This window comes from Pseudomonas sichuanensis (assembly GCF_003231305.1).
In the GTDB taxonomy this organism is placed as follows: Bacteria; Pseudomonadota; Gammaproteobacteria; order Pseudomonadales; family Pseudomonadaceae; genus Aquipseudomonas; species Aquipseudomonas sichuanensis.
Genome location: NZ_QKVM01000002.1, coordinates 35,505 through 50,691 on the forward strand (window position 1 = coordinate 35,505; position 15,187 = coordinate 50,691).

Annotated in this window: 11 protein-coding genes; 8 read left to right on the forward strand and 3 right to left on the reverse strand. The window is 65.5% G+C overall.

Translation table 11 applies throughout. From position 1 onward, the window contains the following. Window positions 1-168 precede the first annotated feature (168 nt). Both DM373_RS01250 and DM373_RS01255 read left to right on the forward strand, forming a co-directional pair. Window positions 169-1,518: an NCS2 family permease gene (locus DM373_RS01250; protein WP_110991819.1), complete on the forward strand. Its 1,350-nt coding sequence runs from the start codon at window positions 169-171 to the stop codon at window positions 1,516-1,518. A 161-nt stretch (window positions 1,519-1,679) separates the two neighbouring features. Further along, window positions 1,680-2,543, forward strand: coding sequence for an RHS repeat-associated core domain-containing protein (locus DM373_RS01255; RefSeq protein ID WP_244215023.1), 864 nt, complete (start codon window positions 1,680-1,682; stop codon window positions 2,541-2,543). 106 nt (window positions 2,544-2,649) lie between these two features. Here the strand turns inward: DM373_RS01255 and DM373_RS01260 are convergent, their stop codons facing one another. Both DM373_RS01260 and rlmKL read right to left on the reverse strand, forming a co-directional pair. Then, window positions 2,650-5,046, reverse strand: coding sequence for a sensor domain-containing diguanylate cyclase (locus DM373_RS01260; RefSeq protein WP_110991821.1), 2,397 nt, complete (start codon window positions 5,044-5,046; stop codon window positions 2,650-2,652). Between the two features lie 95 nt (window positions 5,047-5,141). Continuing rightward, entirely contained in the window at window positions 5,142-7,334 is a 2,193-nt protein-coding gene (gene rlmKL / locus DM373_RS01265) for a bifunctional 23S rRNA (guanine(2069)-N(7))-methyltransferase RlmK/23S rRNA (guanine(2445)-N(2))-methyltransferase RlmL (protein ID WP_110991822.1), read from the reverse strand. Window positions 7,335-7,884: 550 nt separating this feature from the next. Here rlmKL and rmf point away from each other — a divergent pair. Further along, window positions 7,885-8,100 carry a ribosome modulation factor gene (gene rmf / locus DM373_RS01270; protein WP_023533691.1) on the forward strand — a complete coding sequence of 72 codons (216 nt, stop codon included), beginning with the start codon at window positions 7,885-7,887 and terminating at the stop codon, window positions 8,098-8,100. Window positions 8,101-8,195: 95 nt separating this feature from the next. Here the strand turns inward: rmf and DM373_RS01275 are convergent, their stop codons facing one another. Then, window positions 8,196-9,221, reverse strand: coding sequence for a quinone-dependent dihydroorotate dehydrogenase (locus DM373_RS01275; RefSeq protein WP_110991823.1), 1,026 nt, complete (start codon window positions 9,219-9,221; stop codon window positions 8,196-8,198). Window positions 9,222-9,348: 127 nt separating this feature from the next. Here DM373_RS01275 and DM373_RS01280 point away from each other — a divergent pair, with 127 nt between their 5' ends. The 5 genes from DM373_RS01280 to cobA all read left to right on the forward strand — a co-directional run bounded on the left by DM373_RS01280 (window position 9,349) and on the right by cobA (window position 15,154). Further along, entirely contained in the window at window positions 9,349-10,563 is a 1,215-nt protein-coding gene (locus tag DM373_RS01280) for a CmpA/NrtA family ABC transporter substrate-binding protein (RefSeq protein WP_110991824.1), read from the forward strand. 10 nt (window positions 10,564-10,573) lie between these two features. Beyond that, the gene (locus DM373_RS01285; RefSeq protein ID WP_110991825.1) at window positions 10,574-11,149 is read left to right on the forward strand and encodes an ANTAR domain-containing response regulator; all 576 of its coding nucleotides are present in this window, start codon (window positions 10,574-10,576) and stop codon (window positions 11,147-11,149) included. Between the two features lie 339 nt (window positions 11,150-11,488). After that, the gene (locus DM373_RS01295; RefSeq protein ID WP_110991827.1) at window positions 11,489-12,700 is read left to right on the forward strand and encodes a nitrate/nitrite transporter; all 1,212 of its coding nucleotides are present in this window, start codon (window positions 11,489-11,491) and stop codon (window positions 12,698-12,700) included. A gap of 9 nt (window positions 12,701-12,709) precedes the next feature. Continuing rightward, window positions 12,710-14,380, forward strand: coding sequence for a bifunctional protein-serine/threonine kinase/phosphatase (locus DM373_RS01300; RefSeq protein ID WP_110991828.1), 1,671 nt, complete (start codon window positions 12,710-12,712; stop codon window positions 14,378-14,380). Between the two features lie 27 nt (window positions 14,381-14,407). Beyond that, the gene (gene cobA / locus DM373_RS01305; protein ID WP_110991829.1) at window positions 14,408-15,154 is read left to right on the forward strand and encodes a uroporphyrinogen-III C-methyltransferase; all 747 of its coding nucleotides are present in this window, start codon (window positions 14,408-14,410) and stop codon (window positions 15,152-15,154) included. Window positions 15,155-15,187: the final 33 nt, after the last annotated feature.

The window sequence follows — 15,187 nt, forward strand, 5'->3', positions numbered from 1 at the left end:
AAACATTATTTGCATTCTTTGTACACAAAAGCATAATCCTGCGAGCAACTTCCTGACCCGTAAGTCAACAAAATGGTCGGACGTCTGCCACACCCCCTCGCGAAGCCCCCAAGTGCATTGCTCAGGACCAGGCTTCGAACAACAAGAAAGACTTGAGGAGTACTCGCTGTGGAAAGCCGCAAATCCGAAGCCCCTACGCTGGATATCGCTGCGCCGCCCGAAACGGGTTGGCTGGAGCGGATTTTCAAACTCAAGCGACATGGCACAACCGTCCGAACCGAACTGATAGCCGGGGTGACCACCTTCATCACCATGGCCTACATCATCTTCGTCAACCCCAACATCATGGCTGACGCCGGCATCGATCACGGGGCGGCCTTCGTCGCCACCTGCATCGCCGCAGCGCTGGGCTGCCTGCTGATGGGCCTGTACGCCAACTGGCCGGTGGGCCTGGCGCCCGGCATGGGCCTCAACGCCTTCTTCACCTACACCGTGGTCGGCACCATGGGCTACACCTGGCAGGCCGCGCTGGGTGCGGTGTTCATCTCGGGCGTGCTGTTCATGTTCCTCACCCTGTCACGGGTGCGCGAGTGGCTGCTCAACAGCATCCCGGTGAGCCTGCGCCATGCCATGGGGGCCGGTGTCGGATTGTTCCTCGGGCTGATCGGCCTGAAAACCGCAGGCATCGTCGTCGACAGCCCGGCCACCCTGATCAAGCTCGGCTCGCTGCATGAGCCCGGCCCGCTGCTGGCGGCCGTGTGCTTCCTGATGATCGCGATCCTCAGCTACAAACGGGTGTTCGGTGCGATCCTCATCAGCATCATCAGCGTCACCCTGGCCGGCTGGGGCCTGGGGCTGGTCAAGTTCGGCGGAGTGATGTCGATGCCACCGAGCCTGGCGCCGACCTGGATGGCGATGGATGTGGCAGGCGTGTTCAACGTCAGCATGATCAGCGTGGTCTTCGCCTTCCTGTTCGTGCACATGTTCGACACCGCCGGCACCCTGATGGGCGTCGCCCAGCGTGCCGGCCTGGTAGCGGCCGACGGGCGCATCGAGAACCTGTCGCGGGCGCTGAAGGCCGACAGCGCCTCCAGCGTGTTCGGTGCCGCGGTGGGCGTGCCACCGGTCACCAGCTACGTCGAGAGCGCCGCAGGCGTCGCCGCCGGTGGCCGCACCGGCCTGACGGCCGTGGTGGTCGGCCTGCTGTTCGTCGCCGCGATGTTCTTCGCGCCGCTGGCGGGCATGATCCCGGCCTATGCCACCGCCGGTGCGCTGATCTATGTGGCGATGCTGATGATGGGCAGCATGGCGCATATCGAATGGGACGAAGCCACCGACAGCATCCCGGCGATCGTCACGGTGATCATGATGCCGCTGACCTTCTCGGTCGCTGACGGCATCGCCCTGGGCTTCATCAGCTATGTGGCGCTGAAGGCGGGCACCGGCAAACTGAAGGAGGTTTCGCCGAGCCTGTGGGTGCTCAGCGTGATCTTCATCGCCAAGTTCGTGTTCCTGTAGCGCATCAGGTGCATGGCCTGGCGACAGCGCCAGGTCATGGCACGACCGCCGGCCTGCACCCGCCCCGACTTGAGCGCGACCACCTGTCAATTTTGCCAGTTGCTGGCTCAGCCGGGCCCGCCCAACATAAACAGGTCGCCGCCCAGTCATTGGAAATGATCATGCCAACCAATCGCACCGATCGCACACCACTTGCAACTTTACCGGTGATCCATCTTCTGGCAATCGACGAGCTGCACTCGCCGCTCATGGCCGTCAGCGCATCGGGTAAACAAACAAAGGCTTATTTGCCCTACGGTTTCTCGCCTGCCCTGCAAGCAACCGGAGGTCGGATGGGCTTTAACGGCCAATACGCAGAACCCATGACCGGACACTATCTGCTGGGTAACGGCCACAGAGCTTATAACCCGTCATTGATGTGTTTTCTCAGCTCGGACAGATTCAGCCCGTTCGACGGCGGAGGGTTGAATACCTACAGCTATTGTCAGCGGGACCCGATCAACCATAGCGATCCAAGCGGACGCATGCGTAAGAGCAAACCCCCACCCCTGGATATTTCTACCGCGCAACAGCCTCAAGGTTTTTTTGCCGGGATGGGTGAAGTTGTCATGCAGATGTTCCGCCCAGGCGACACACCTATGAGCGAGTCTTCAGCTCCAAGGCAGAGAATTGAGAACGAGGTGGTACCTAATTCGATGTTCAATCGGGGATTGAAAGCCGTGAACAGATCTTTGGCAACCCACGATAACAAAGCTTTATCCCCAGGCAAGGCGAGCAAGTACATCGTTCTTGCCGGGTCTGACCAAAGCAATTCGTCGAAGTTCTTGATCGCCTTTTCTGACTGGAGCGACAGAGCGAAAGAACAACTCACGCCCAACAGAGTGACAGGGGCTGTCTTCAACTTTGTCGGTGCGTTCCTTGGCGGGGCAGAAGACCATAGGGCGCGGGCAACCGGTAGAGAGATTCAAGGGGCCCAAGCGTTTGCGCAATCTGAGACTCAAGCCAGTGTACGCCGAGAGAACTGAAATGCCACGATGCTTGAGCGAACAGCAGCTCAAACGGTGGTACGCAATCACGGACACCTGATCGACATCGTCTTCGATCGACTTTTGCCCTGCCGAACAACAACCGTCATGGCAACTCCGCCTCCACCCTGTCCCGTCCCCCTTGCTTGGCGGCGTAGACGCCCGCATCCGCTCGCAACAGCAGTGCGTCGGCGCCCTCGCCATCGCGCCATCCGGCCACGCCAAAGCTCGCCGTCACTCGCCCGACGCCTTCGATCGGCACATTGCGCACGCCCTGCCACAACTCCAGCGCCAGCAAGCGTGCCTGCTCGGCATTGCTGCCCGGGCACAGCACCATGAACTCCTCGCCGCCCAACCGGCAGAACACATCGGTGCGGCGCAAACGCTGGCTGATCCGCCGGCACAGGCTGCGCAGCACCAGGTCGCCCACCGCATGGCCGAACTGGTCGTTGATCCGTTTGAAATGGTCGATATCGAGCATGATCACTGCCAGATCCAGCCCGTCCCGCTGGGCACGGTCGAGTTCATTGCGCAGGCGATCCTGGAAATAGCGGCGGTTGTGGATACCGGTGAGGGCATCGGTGATCGACAGCGCGCGCAGTTCCTCCTCCACCCGCTTAAGGTCGGAGATATCGGTCAGGTAGCCATGCCAGAGGGTGCAACCGTGGTCGCCGATTTCCGGCGTGGCCTCGCCGCGCACCCAGCGCAGGCCGGCCCGCGGCAGGCACACCCGGTACTCCTCGCGCCAGGGTGTCAGGTGCTCGGCGGAATAGCGCACCGAACGCCGCACCCGCTCCAGATCGTCAGGATGGATGCGCTCGAACACCACCGTGGCGTCCTGCTGCAGCAGCGCCAGGTCGACTTCGTAGATGTCGTGCAGGCCCTGGCTGGCATAGGGGAAACACGAGCGCCCGTCGGCATCCAGGCGGTACTGGTAGATGCCGCCGGGCACCTCGGCACTGAGCTTTTCCAGTAATCGATCGCGCGCTGCCAGCGCCTCGTGCACTCGCCGCCGCTCGGTGACGTCGATGCAGATCGCCAGGTAGCCCACCCAGAGCCCCTGCTCATCGAGCACTGCGGTCACCAGCATGTTGGCCAGCAGGTGACTGCCATCCTTGCGCACCAGGGTCCATTCGCCGGGCTCCGCGCCGCCTTCCTGCACGGTCTCGGCAAACATCGCCTGGCCCGCGCCGACCTCGCGCCCATAACGCAGGCTCAGGGCATGGGCGCGACGATGCAGCTCTTCGGGCTGCACCAGGTCCTCGAGGGTGAGCACGCCCAGCGCTTCCTCGGCCGAATAGCCAAGCAGGCGTTCGGCACCGGCATTGAAAGTACCGATCACACCCTTGAGGCTGGTGGCGATGATAGCCACCTGAGTCGCGGCGTCGAGCACACTGCGCAGCTGGTTGTGGGTTTCACGCAACGACTGCTCGCTGATGCGCAGCTCGGTGGTACGCCGGGCCACCAGGTCAAGGGCACGCTGGCGCTGGCTGAACAGGCTGTAAAGCAAGATCGCCAGCAACAGGCTGAGCAAACCGCCAAGCAGCCCGACCACCAGCACCGCCGCCGACCGGTTGGCGGCCATGAAACCCACGCTGGGGCGGATATCGAGCTGGTAGTGGTGATCGGCCAGGTGCAGCAGGTGAGTGCTGGCCAGGGCCATGCGCGCCACCTGGTTGCCAGAATCGAACAGTACCTCGTGGCCAGCGTCGGTGGACAGATCGAGGATCCGTACCACCAGGTTGTCGTCCGCCACCGTCGGCAAGCTCTCAACGATCAACTGACGCAGGCTGAGCAGCGCCATAACATAGCCGCTGGGCGGGCCACCGGCCGGCACCGATTCGGCGAACACCGGCGCCACCATCAGCAGGCCACGGCTGTAGGCCGGATCGACGCTGAGCATGTCCAGCGGCTCGGACACCGCCATGCTGCCGGGGGCCATGGCCCTGGCCAGGGTCGCCGCGCGTTTCGGCTGGCCGAGCAGGTCCAGGCCATAGGGCTGCCCTTGCTGGCTGGAGGCCTGGTTGTACAGCACCGGGTAGTAGTGGTCGCGCGCGGGGGCCGCCTGCCAGCCGCCTTGCGCACCCTGGTCACGGATCTGGTAGCGCTGCGCAAGCAAACCGCTGGCGCGCTGCTCGAAGGCTTCACGCTGCCCTGCTTCCACCCGCGGCGCCCAGGAATACGCCTGGGTGCGGTGCAGCAACGGGCGGGCATAGCCGTCGAACTCGCGAGGGGTGATTTCGTTGGAGAAGTCGAAGAACCGGCGCAGGCCATCCAGGCGCTGCTCCTGTTCCTGGAAACGCTCGGCGATACGGCTGTAGCGCTCGCCGGCCAGCAGTTCGAAGCGTTGGCGCAACTGCTGCTTGTAGAAACTCTGGGTGGCAATGGCCAATGCAGCCGTGAGCAGGCCGCCGGCGACCAGCGCCGCCAGGGCCACGCCCCAGGCCGACAGCTCGTCACCGAACAGGCCAAACCACTTCGCAGGTACACCCGCATTCGCCATAAAGGACTCTCTACAACATCAGCGTCCTGCGAATGTATTAACCCTTAAGTGCTTTATAGCCACTGGCCAGCAGTCACGCAATGTACCTCGTCGTCTCAGCGCAGGCGCAGTTGCCAGGCGCGGTGGATGCGGTTGTTGCGGGCGAAATCCGGGTCCAGGGTCTGGGCGCTGATTTCCTCCACCGCGTAACGCGTCGCCAGGTGCTCGTCGAGCTGGAACTTGCGGAAGTTGTTGGAGAAATACAGCACGCCGCCCGGCGCCAGGCGAGCCATGGCCAGGTCCAGCAGCTCGACATGGTCACGCTGCACGTCGAACACGCCTTCCATGCGCTTGGAGTTGGAGAAGGTCGGCGGGTCGATGAAAATCAAATCGTAGCTGTCCGTCGCGCCCTGCAGCCAGGCCATGACATCGCCCTGCTCCAGGCGGTTGCGCTCGGAGAAGCCGTTCAGCGACAGGTTGCGCCGCGCCCAGTCCAGGTAGGTTTTCGACAGGTCGACGCTGGTGGTGCTGCGCGCGCCGCCCTTGGCCGCGTGCACGGTGGCCGTGGCGGTGTAGCAGAACAGGTTGAGGAAGCGCTTGCCTTCGGCCTCGCGCTGGATGCGCATGCGCATCGGGCGGTGATCGAGGAACAGGCCGGTGTCCAGGTAGTCGGTGAGGTTGACCAGCAGCTTGACGCCGCCTTCGCTGACTTCCTGGAAGCGCCCTTCGGTGGCTTGGCGCTCGTACTGGCGCGTGCCGCTCTGGCGCTCGCGGCGCTTGAGCACCACGCGCTGCTGGTCGACACCCAGCGCCTGGGGAATGGCCGCCAGGGCATCGAGCAGACGCGCCTGGGCCTTGTCCGGGTCGATGGAGCGCGGCGCGGCGTATTCCTGCACATGCACCCAGTCGTGGTACAGGTCGACCGCCACGGCGTACTCGGGCATGTCGGCATCGTAGACGCGGTAGCAGTCGACTTTTTCACGGCGGGCCCATTTGCCCAGCTGCTTGAAGTTCTTCTGCAGGCGATTGGCGAACATCTGCGCGCCTTCGGACAGGCGCGCCGGCTCGCTGGCCTGCGGCGCCGGGCGACGCTCCTGGCCCTCTTCAACCTGGGCCTGGCGACGCTCGCCGGTGACGAACTGGTCGGGCTGCAACTTGAACAGCAACAGTTTGCAAGGCAATGCGCCGTTCCAGAACGCGTACTGCTTGTGGCTACGGATACCCATGCGCTTGCCCAGCTCCGGCGCGCCGGTGAACACCGCCGCTTCCCAGCCCATGCAGGCCTGGCGCAGGCGCTCGCCAAGGTTCTGGTAGAGATACAGCAGGCTGGCTTCATCACCCAGCCGCTCGCCATAGGGCGGGTTGCTGATCACCAGGCCTTTCTGGTTCTGGTCCGGGCGCGGCTCGAAACTGGCCACCTCGCCCTGGTAGATCTTCACCCAGTCACCCAGGCCTGCGCGTTCGACGTTGTTGCGCCCTGGCTGGATCAGCCGCGGGTCGGCCTCGTAGCCGCGAATCCACAGCGGCGGCCTGGCCAGGCCGGCCTGGGCACGGGCCTGGGCTTCGTCGTGCAGCTTGCGCCACAGCGCCGGCACATGGCCGAGCCAGGCGCTGAAACCCCAGCGCTCGCGCTTGAGGTTGGGGGCCATGTCGGCGGCGATCATGGCCGCCTCGACCAGGAAGGTGCCCACACCGCACATCGGGTCGGCCAGGGCGCCGCCCTGGGCGGCAATGCGCGGCCAGCCGGCGCGGATCAACACCGCCGCCGCCAGGTTTTCCTTGAGCGGCGCCGCGCCTTGCTGCAGGCGGTAGCCGCGCTGGTGCAGGCTGTGGCCGGACAGGTCCAGGGAGAGGATCGCCTCGCCACGGTCCAGGCGCAGGTGCACGCGCACATCCGGGTCGATCTTTTCCACCGACGGGCGCAGGCCTTCACGGTTGCGCAGCTTGTCGACGATCGCATCCTTGACCTTCAGCGCGCCGAAGTGGGTGTTGTCGATGCCCGAGCCATGGCCGCTGAACTCCACCGCCAAGGTGCCATCGGCTGCCAGGTGGTCGGCCCAATCCACTGCGTTGACCCCGTCATAGAGATCATCGGCGTTCTTCATCGGGAAGCGCTTGAGCACCAGCAGCACGCGGTTGGCCAGGCGCGACCAGAGGCACAGGCGGTAGGCGGTTTCCATGTCGGCCTCGCCGCGGATGGCCGAGGTGTGCTCACGCACCTCGGTCAGGCCCAGCTCCCGGGCCTCTTCGACGAGCAGGCCTTCGAGGCCCTTGGGGCAGGTGAGATAAAGTTCGATACGGTCCGACATGGTTAATCCAGAGCCTTTGGCTAAGTAGATGGCAGCCGACGCATCGGCCTGCCGAGGTTTTCCCGCACGCCCTTTCAGCAGGCGCCCGGGTGGCCCGCGAGCGGTCTCGCCAGGCCTGGCCGCCCGACGCAACCTGCCCTCGCCGGGTGGCGAAAAAGGCTTTGATCGTCGAGCAGTATGAAAATTCGCGCACTGCGGGCCCAGATGTGACCCTTCGTCGCATTACCAATTATTACAAGCCATCGACCAGCCACGCTGGCCAATTGACGTCAAAGCTGACTAAACCCTGATCATAGCGGGCCCAACGGCAAACAAGGTTGAGTCGCATTTATTTACTTATCCTTTCACCCTCGGAAAGGTTACGTCCTTATGACAAAACGATCATTCACACTGTGACTCGCATTCGTTAGAACTGATCTCAGGTCGCCTCGCAACGGGGCGACACCTTCAGCCCGCCACGCCGGCAGCGGGCGCACACCGGCAGAACGATTCTGCCCGGCCTCGTAGAGGCCGACGGGACATTACAGTCAACAAGTGAGGGCAACACCCTATGAGAAGACTTAAGCGTGATCCGTTGGAAAGAGCATTTTCACGTGGCTACCAGTATGGGGTCACCGGCAAATCCCGCGAACTTTGCCCATTTACTCTACCTTCCGTACGCCAAGCCTGGATCAACGGCTGGCGCGAAGGACGCGGCGATAACTGGGACGGCATGACCGGCACCGCTGGCATCCATAGACTCAACGAAAATCACGCCGTTGGCTGATCGAGGACACTGAATTCGAGTTACCATGCGCGCCCCATCCGGGCGGCGGGCTACGGCCCAGGGGGCCCCATGCGGGGCCCCTTTTTTATGGCCGCTTATTGCCGAGGCATGGCCGCGATGGCATCCACCGCCTCGCGGATCAGCGCCGGGCCCTTATAGATGAAGCCCGAGTAGATCTGCACCAGGCTTGCACCGGCAGCGATCTTCTCAGCCGCGTGACGGCCTTCGGTGATGCCGCCGGCGGCAATGATTGGCAGCTTGCCACCCAGCTCACCCGCCAGCACTTTCACTGTATGGGTGCTTTTTTCCAGCACCGGCGCGCCCGACAGGCCGCCCGCCTCGCCACCGAACGGCAGCCCTTCGACACCCTCGCGGCCCAGGGTGGTGTTGGTGGCGATCACCGCGTCCATCCCCGACTCCATCAGCGCAGCAGCCACCAGCGCGGTTTCTTCATCGCTCATGTCCGGGGCGATCTTGATCGCCAGTGGCACGCGCTTGCCGTTGCTCACCGCCAACTGCTCACGGCGCTCGGCCAGGGCATCGAGCAACTGCTTGAGCGAATCACCGAACTGCAGCGAACGCAGGCCCGGGGTATTCGGCGAGCTGACGTTGACGGTGATGTAGCTGGCGTCGTTGTAGACCTTTTCCAGGCAGATCAGGTAATCGTCCTGGGCCCGCTCGACCGGGGTGTCGAAATTCTTGCCGATGTTGATGCCCAGCACGCCGGTGTAGCGTGCGGCCCGCACCCGCGCCAGCAGGTGGTCGACGCCCATGTTGTTGAAGCCCATGCGGTTGATGATCGCAGTGGCTTCCGGCAGGCGGAACAGGCGTGGCTTGGGGTTGCCCGGCTGCGGGCGCGGGGTGATGGTGCCGATTTCGACGAAACCGAAGCCCAGCTGGGCGAAACCGTCGATGGCCGCGCCGTTCTTGTCCAGGCCAGCGGCCAGGCCCACCGGGTTGGCGAAGTTCAAGCCCATGACGCTCACCGGCAACGCCGCCGGCTGCTTGCACAGCAGGCCGTTGAGGCCAAGGCGGCCACCGGCACCGATCAGGTCCAGCGACAGGTCGTGGGAGGTTTCCGGGGAGAGCTTGAACAGCAGCTGGCGGGCCAGGGTATACATGGGCGGGCGGACTCGCGGTGTGTGAGGGGTGCGATTATAGCCAGCGCATCGCCGGGGCGACAGGGCCATGGCACATGGGTTGCTTCAACAACCCCATGCAGCCCCCGCAGAACGCCCGAGGATCCACGTGAATACAGCTCCCCCGACATCGCCACAGGCCTGGGTCAACGGCAGCGACGCACCGGAAAAGCCCAGCCTGAACATCGGATTCATGGCCCTGAGTGATTGTGCTTCGGTGGTGGTCGCTGCCACCCAGGGCTTCGCCCAGCAACAGGGCCTTACCCTCAACCTGCAGCGCCAAGCCTCCTGGGCCGGGCTGCGCGACAGGCTGGTCAGTGGCGAACTGGACGCCGCGCACTGCCTGTACGGCCTGGTCTACGCCGTGCAGTTGGGCGTGGGCGGCGGGCCGGCCAGCGACATGGCGGTGCTCATGGGGCTGAACCAGAACGCCCAGGCCATCAACCTGTCCGCGGCCTTGCAGCGCAAGGGCGTGACCAACCCCGAGGCACTGGCGCGGCTGGCGCACCAGGGCGGTGCGCGCCTGACCTTCGCCCAGACCTTCCCCACCGGCACCCACGCCATGTGGCTGTATTACTGGCTGGCCAGCCAGGGCATCCACCCCTTGCATGACGTCAACAGCGTGGTGGTGCCGCCGGCACAGATGGTCGCCCACCTGCAGGCCGGGCGCATCGATGGCTTTTGTGTCGGCGAGCCGTGGTCGGCCGAGGCCATCGCCCAGGGCCAGGGCTTCACCCTCGCCACCAGCCAGTCGATCTGGCCGGACCACCCGGAAAAGGTCCTGGCCTGCGCGCGCAGTTTCGCCGAGCAATACCCCAACAGCGCACGCGCCCTGATCAAGGCGATCCTCGCCGCCAGCCGCTTCATCGAAAGCAGCGCCGAGAACCGTCGTGGCGCCGCTCAGCTGCTCAGTGGCAGCGCCTACCTGGACACCCCGGCCAGCAGCATCGAGCCACGCCTGCTGGGCGATTACCAGGACGGCCTGGGCAACCGCTGGCAAGACCGCCATGCCCTGCGCCTGTTCGACCAGGGGCGGGCCAACCTGCCCTACCTGTCCGACGGCATGTGGTTCATGACCCAGTTCCGCCGCTGGGGCATCCTGCGCGACGACCCGGACTACCTCGCCGTGGCGCGTCAGGTCCAGCAACTGGCGCTGTACCGTGAGGCCGCCGATGCACTGGGCGTGCCCTGCGCCGACCTGCCGATGCGCAGCAGCCAGCTGATCGACGGCAGCCGCTGGGACGGCAGCGATCCATACGGCTACGCGCGCAGCTTCAACCTGCACGCCCTGGACGCGGCGCCCGACGCCCGCGTTGGCCTGTGAGGAGCCGAGCATGCTGCGCATCCTGCTGATCGACGATACCGAAAAGAAAGTCGGCCGCCTCAAGGCCGCATTGGTCGAGGCCGGTTTCGAGGTGATCGAAGCCCCTGGCCTGACCATCGACCTGCCGGCCTGCGTCGAAACGGTGCACCCCGACGTGGTGCTGATCGATACCGAGTCACCGGGCCGCGATGTGATGGAGCAAGTGGTGCTGGTCAGCCGCGACCGGCCCCGCCCTATCGTGCTGTTTACCGACGAACACGACCCTGGGGTGATGCGCCAGGCGATCCAGGCCGGGGTCAGCGCCTACATCGTCGAAGGCATCCATGCCGCGCGCCTGCAGCCGATCCTCGACGTGGCAATCGCCCGCTTCGAAAGCGACCAGGCGCTCAAGGCCCAGTTGCTGGCCCGCGACCTGCAGTTGGCCGAGCGCAAGCGCATCGAGCAGGCCAAGGGCTTGCTGATGAAGATGAAAGACTGCAACGAAGAGCAGGCCTACACCCTGATGCGACGCCAGGCCATGAGCCGCCAGCAGAAGCTGATCCAGGTGGCCGAACAGATCATCGCCATGTCGGAGATGCTGGGCTGAGGACCAGCCCTGCCTGTGGGAGCGGGTTTACCCGCGAAGATGACACCTCGGTGCTTGGCACGGGCTATGCCCGTGTTCGCGGGTGAATCGCAGCGGCGAACCGCCGCTCCCACAGGGATCGCCCAGTTATTTGAATGGCGAGCAAGACAGTTGCTCCCACGCCCCCTGTAAAAACCGGCAGGCAACATTGGCCCGCCTCTTGCTCAGTCAAACCCAGGTAGCCAACGGCGGTTGCCCCCATACCCCGACAAAGACGTCGCTCCCCCTCCACGCCAGTGGACCGGGCAGCGGCGTCTTTTTCGTTTCCGCCCCTGTGTTGCACGCCGAACGAGGTGTTCGATGAATACGAGCTTCTGGAAATCCGGGCATGTGCCCACCCTGTTCGCTGCCTTTCTGTATTTCGACCTGAGCTTCATGGTCTGGTACCTGCTCGGCCCCATGGCGGTGCAGATCGCCACCGACCTGCAACTGAGCGCCCAGCAACGCGGCCTGATGGTCGCCACGCCAATCCTTGCCGGTGCGCTGCTGCGCTTTGCCATGGGCCTGTTGGTCGATCGCCTGTCGCCCAAGACCGCCGGCCTGATCGGCCAGGTGGTGGTGATCGTCGCCCTGGCCTGCGCCTGGCACCTGGGCGTGCACAGCTTCGAGCAGGTGCTGCTGCTGGGCGTGTTCCTCGGCGTTGCCGGCGCCTCGTTCGCCGTTTCGCTGCCCCTGGCGTCGCAGTGGTACCCACCCCAGCACCAGGGCAAGGCCATGGGCATCGCCGGCGCCGGCAACTCCGGCACCGTGTTCGCCGCGCTGCTGGCGCCGGTGCTGGCGGCGGCCTACGGCTGGAACAACGTGTTCGGTTTCGCCCTGCTGCCACTGTTGCTGACCCTGGTGCTGTTCGCCCTGCTGGCCCGCAACGCACCCGAACGGCCGAAGCCCAAGGCCATGGCCGATTACCTCAAAGCGCTGGGTGACCGCGACAGCTGGTGGTTCATGTTCTTCTACAGCGTCACCTTCGGCGGCTTCATCGGCCTGGCCAGCACCCTGCCCGGCTACTTCAGCGACCAGTACGGCCTGAGCCCGGTGACCGCCGGCTACTACACCGCGGCCTGCGTGTTCGCCGGCAGCCTGATGCGCCCGCTGGGCGGTGCACTGGCCGACCGCTTCGGCGGCATCCGCACCCTGCTGGGCATGTACAGCGTGGCAGCGGTGTGTATTGGCGCAGTCGGCTTCAACCTGCCCAGCGCCGCAGCGGCACTGGCCCTGTTCGTCAGCGCCATGCTCGGTCTGGGCGCCGGCAATGGCGCGGTGTTCCAACTGGTGCCGCAGCGCTTTCGCCAGGAGATCGGGGTGATGACCGGGCTGATCGGCATGGCCGGCGGCATCGGTGGTTTCCTGCTGGCTGCTGGCCTGGGCACCGTCAAGCAACACACCGGCGACTACCAGATGGGCCTGTGGCTGTTCGCCAGCCTGGGCCTGCTCGCCTGGTTCGGCCTGCACGGCGTCAAGCAGCGCTGGCGCACCACCTGGGGCTCGGCGGCAGTCACTGCGGCGCGGGTCTGAGTGGCCGCCATGAGCCTGCAACTGAGCTTCGCCCAGGCCTCTGCCACCGGGCCCCGCGCCGAGAACCAGGACGCCCTGCGCCTGGTCACACCGGCAGCGGAGCTGGCCGCCAGCAAAGGCTATCTGTTCGCCCTCGCCGACGGTGTCAGCCAGTGCGCCGATGGCGGCCTGGCGGCACGCGCCAGCCTGCAGGCCCTGGCCCTGGACTACTACGCCACGCCCGCCACCTGGGGCGTGGCCCAGGCCCTGGATCGGCTGTTGCTGGCCCAGAACCGCTGGCTGCGCGCCCAGGGCAACGGCCAGCCACTGCTGACCACCCTCAGTGCCCTGGTACTGCGCGGGCGGCGCTTCACCCTCGCCCACGTCGGCGACTGCCGCGTCTACCGCTGGTACGAGGGCCAGTTGCACTGCCTGAGCGAGGACCATGTCTGGGACCAGCCCGGCATGCAGCACGTGCTCAAGCGCGCATTGGGGCTGGACCAGCACCTGCTGGTCGACTACCTGGACGGCGAACTGCACCACGGCGAACGCTTCCTGCTGCTCAGCGACGGTGTCTGGGCCAGCCTGGGCGACCAGCGAATCCAGGCCATCCTGCGCGAACACCCCGACCTGCAGGACGCCGTCGACACCCTGGTGGCCACCGCCCACCACAGCGGCAGCCAGGACAACGCCAGCGCACTGCTGGTCAGTGTCGACGCACTGGGCCCCGCCAACCTCGGCGACACCCTGGCCCAATTGCAGCAGTGGCCCTTGCCCGGCCCGTTGCGTGGCGGGCAGATGATCGATGGCTGGCGGGTCGAGGGGGTGCTGGCGCAGAGTCGGCAGTCATTGCTGTACCGGGTACAGGACACACACGGCCAGGCCTGGTTGCTCAAGACCCTGCCGCAAGCCCGTGATCATGAAGCGGGGGCCGCCCAGGCCCTGCTGCTGGAGGAATGGTTCCTGCGCCGGGTTGCCGGCCGCCACTTCCCCGAGGTGCACCCGGCAGGCCAGCGCCAGCATCTGTATTACCTGATGCGCGAATACCCCGGCACGACACTGGCCGCAGTGCTCGCGCAGCACGGCCCGCTGCCCCTGCCCCAGTGGCTGGAGATGGCGCGCCAGTTACTGCAGGCCGTCGGTGTACTGCATCGGCGCAACCTGCTGCACCGCGATATCAAGCCTGAGAACCTACACCTGGGCAGCGACGGTCAACTGCGCCTGCTGGACTTTGGCCTGGCGTACTGCCCGGGCCTTTGCGAAGACCAGCCGCACAGCCTGCCCGGCACACCGTCCTACATCGCCCCAGAGGCGTTCGATGGCCAACCGCCGAGCCCGCGCCAGGACCTCTACGCCGTGGGCGTGACGCTCTATTACCTGCTGACGGGCCACTACCCCTACGGCGAAGTCGAGGCGTTCCAGCGCCCGCGCTTCAGCGTACCGGTCAACCCCGGCCGCTACCGCCCCGACCTGCCCGATTGGTTGCAACGCAACCTGGAGCAAGGGCTGGCCGCTGACCCTGCGCAACGCTTCGAGACCGCCGAGCAGTGGTTGTTGTTGCTCGAACGCGGCGACCGCCAGGTGCTGCCCGACCGCCCGCGCCCGCTGTTGGAGCGTGAGCCGCTGAAGGTCTGGCGCAGCCTGGCGCTGCTGGCCTTGCTGTTCAACCTGATCCTGCTGTTCGCCCTGCTCAAGGGTTGAATGGCCCCTGTCGACGAGGAACACCCGATGAATGCGAAAGTCTGGTTGGTTGGCGCCGGCCCTGGCGACCCCGAACTGCTCACCCTCAAGGCTGTCCGCGCGCTGGGCCAGGCCCAGGTGGTGATGATCGACGACCTGGTCAACCCGGCCATCCTGGCGCACTGCCCACAGGCACGGGTGATTGCCGTGGGCAAGCGCGGCGGTTGCCGCTCCACGCCCCAGGCCTTCATCCAGCGTCTAATGCTGCGCCATGCCCGCCAGGGGCGCTGCGTGGTGCGGCTCAAGGGCGGCGACCCGTGCATCTTCGGCCGCGCCGGCGAAGAGGCGCTGTGGCTGCGCGGCCACGGCATCGAGGTAGAGGTGGTCAACGGCATCACCGCCGGGCTGGCCGGGGCCACCCAGTGCGACATACCGCTGACGCTGCGCGGTGTCAGCCGTGGCGTGACGCTGTTGACCGCGCACACCCAGGATGACAGCGAACTGAACTGGCAAGCGCTGGCCCAGGGCGGCACGACCCTGGTGCTGTACATGGGCGTGGCGCGGCTGGAGCAGATTCGCCGTGGCCTGCTGCAAGGCGGGATGGCGCCCGGCACGCCGGTGGCGATGATCGAGAATGCGTCATTGGCGCAGCAGCGCGAGTGCCGCAGCCACCTGGCGGCGCTGGAGGAGGACGCATTGGCCTTTGGCTTGCGCAGCCCGGCAATTCTGGTAATCGGTGAGGTGGTGGGGGCAGTGCAGGCGGGTATCGAGCGTTTTCGTGCCTTGGCGGGCTGACACGCCGCAAAAATCCCAGGCAAAGAAAAACCC

Coding starts and splice junctions, on each gene's coding strand:
- cobA (WP_110991829.1), top strand. CDS start 14,408: ATGAATGCGAAAGTCTGGTTGGTTGGCGCCGGCCCTGGCGACCCCGAA.
- rmf (WP_023533691.1), top strand. CDS start 7,885: ATGAGAAGACTTAAGCGTGATCCGTTGGAAAGAGCATTTTCACGTGGC.
- DM373_RS01295 (WP_110991827.1), top strand. CDS start 11,489: ATGAATACGAGCTTCTGGAAATCCGGGCATGTGCCCACCCTGTTCGCT.
- DM373_RS01260 (WP_110991821.1), bottom strand. CDS start 5,046: ATGGCGAATGCGGGTGTACCTGCGAAGTGGTTTGGCCTGTTCGGTGAC.
- DM373_RS01300 (WP_110991828.1), top strand. CDS start 12,710: ATGAGCCTGCAACTGAGCTTCGCCCAGGCCTCTGCCACCGGGCCCCGC.
- DM373_RS01255 (WP_244215023.1), top strand. CDS start 1,680: ATGCCAACCAATCGCACCGATCGCACACCACTTGCAACTTTACCGGTG.
- DM373_RS01285 (WP_110991825.1), top strand. CDS start 10,574: ATGCTGCGCATCCTGCTGATCGACGATACCGAAAAGAAAGTCGGCCGC.
- DM373_RS01275 (WP_110991823.1), bottom strand. CDS start 9,221: ATGTATACCCTGGCCCGCCAGCTGCTGTTCAAGCTCTCCCCGGAAACC.
- rlmKL (WP_110991822.1), bottom strand. CDS start 7,334: ATGTCGGACCGTATCGAACTTTATCTCACCTGCCCCAAGGGCCTCGAA.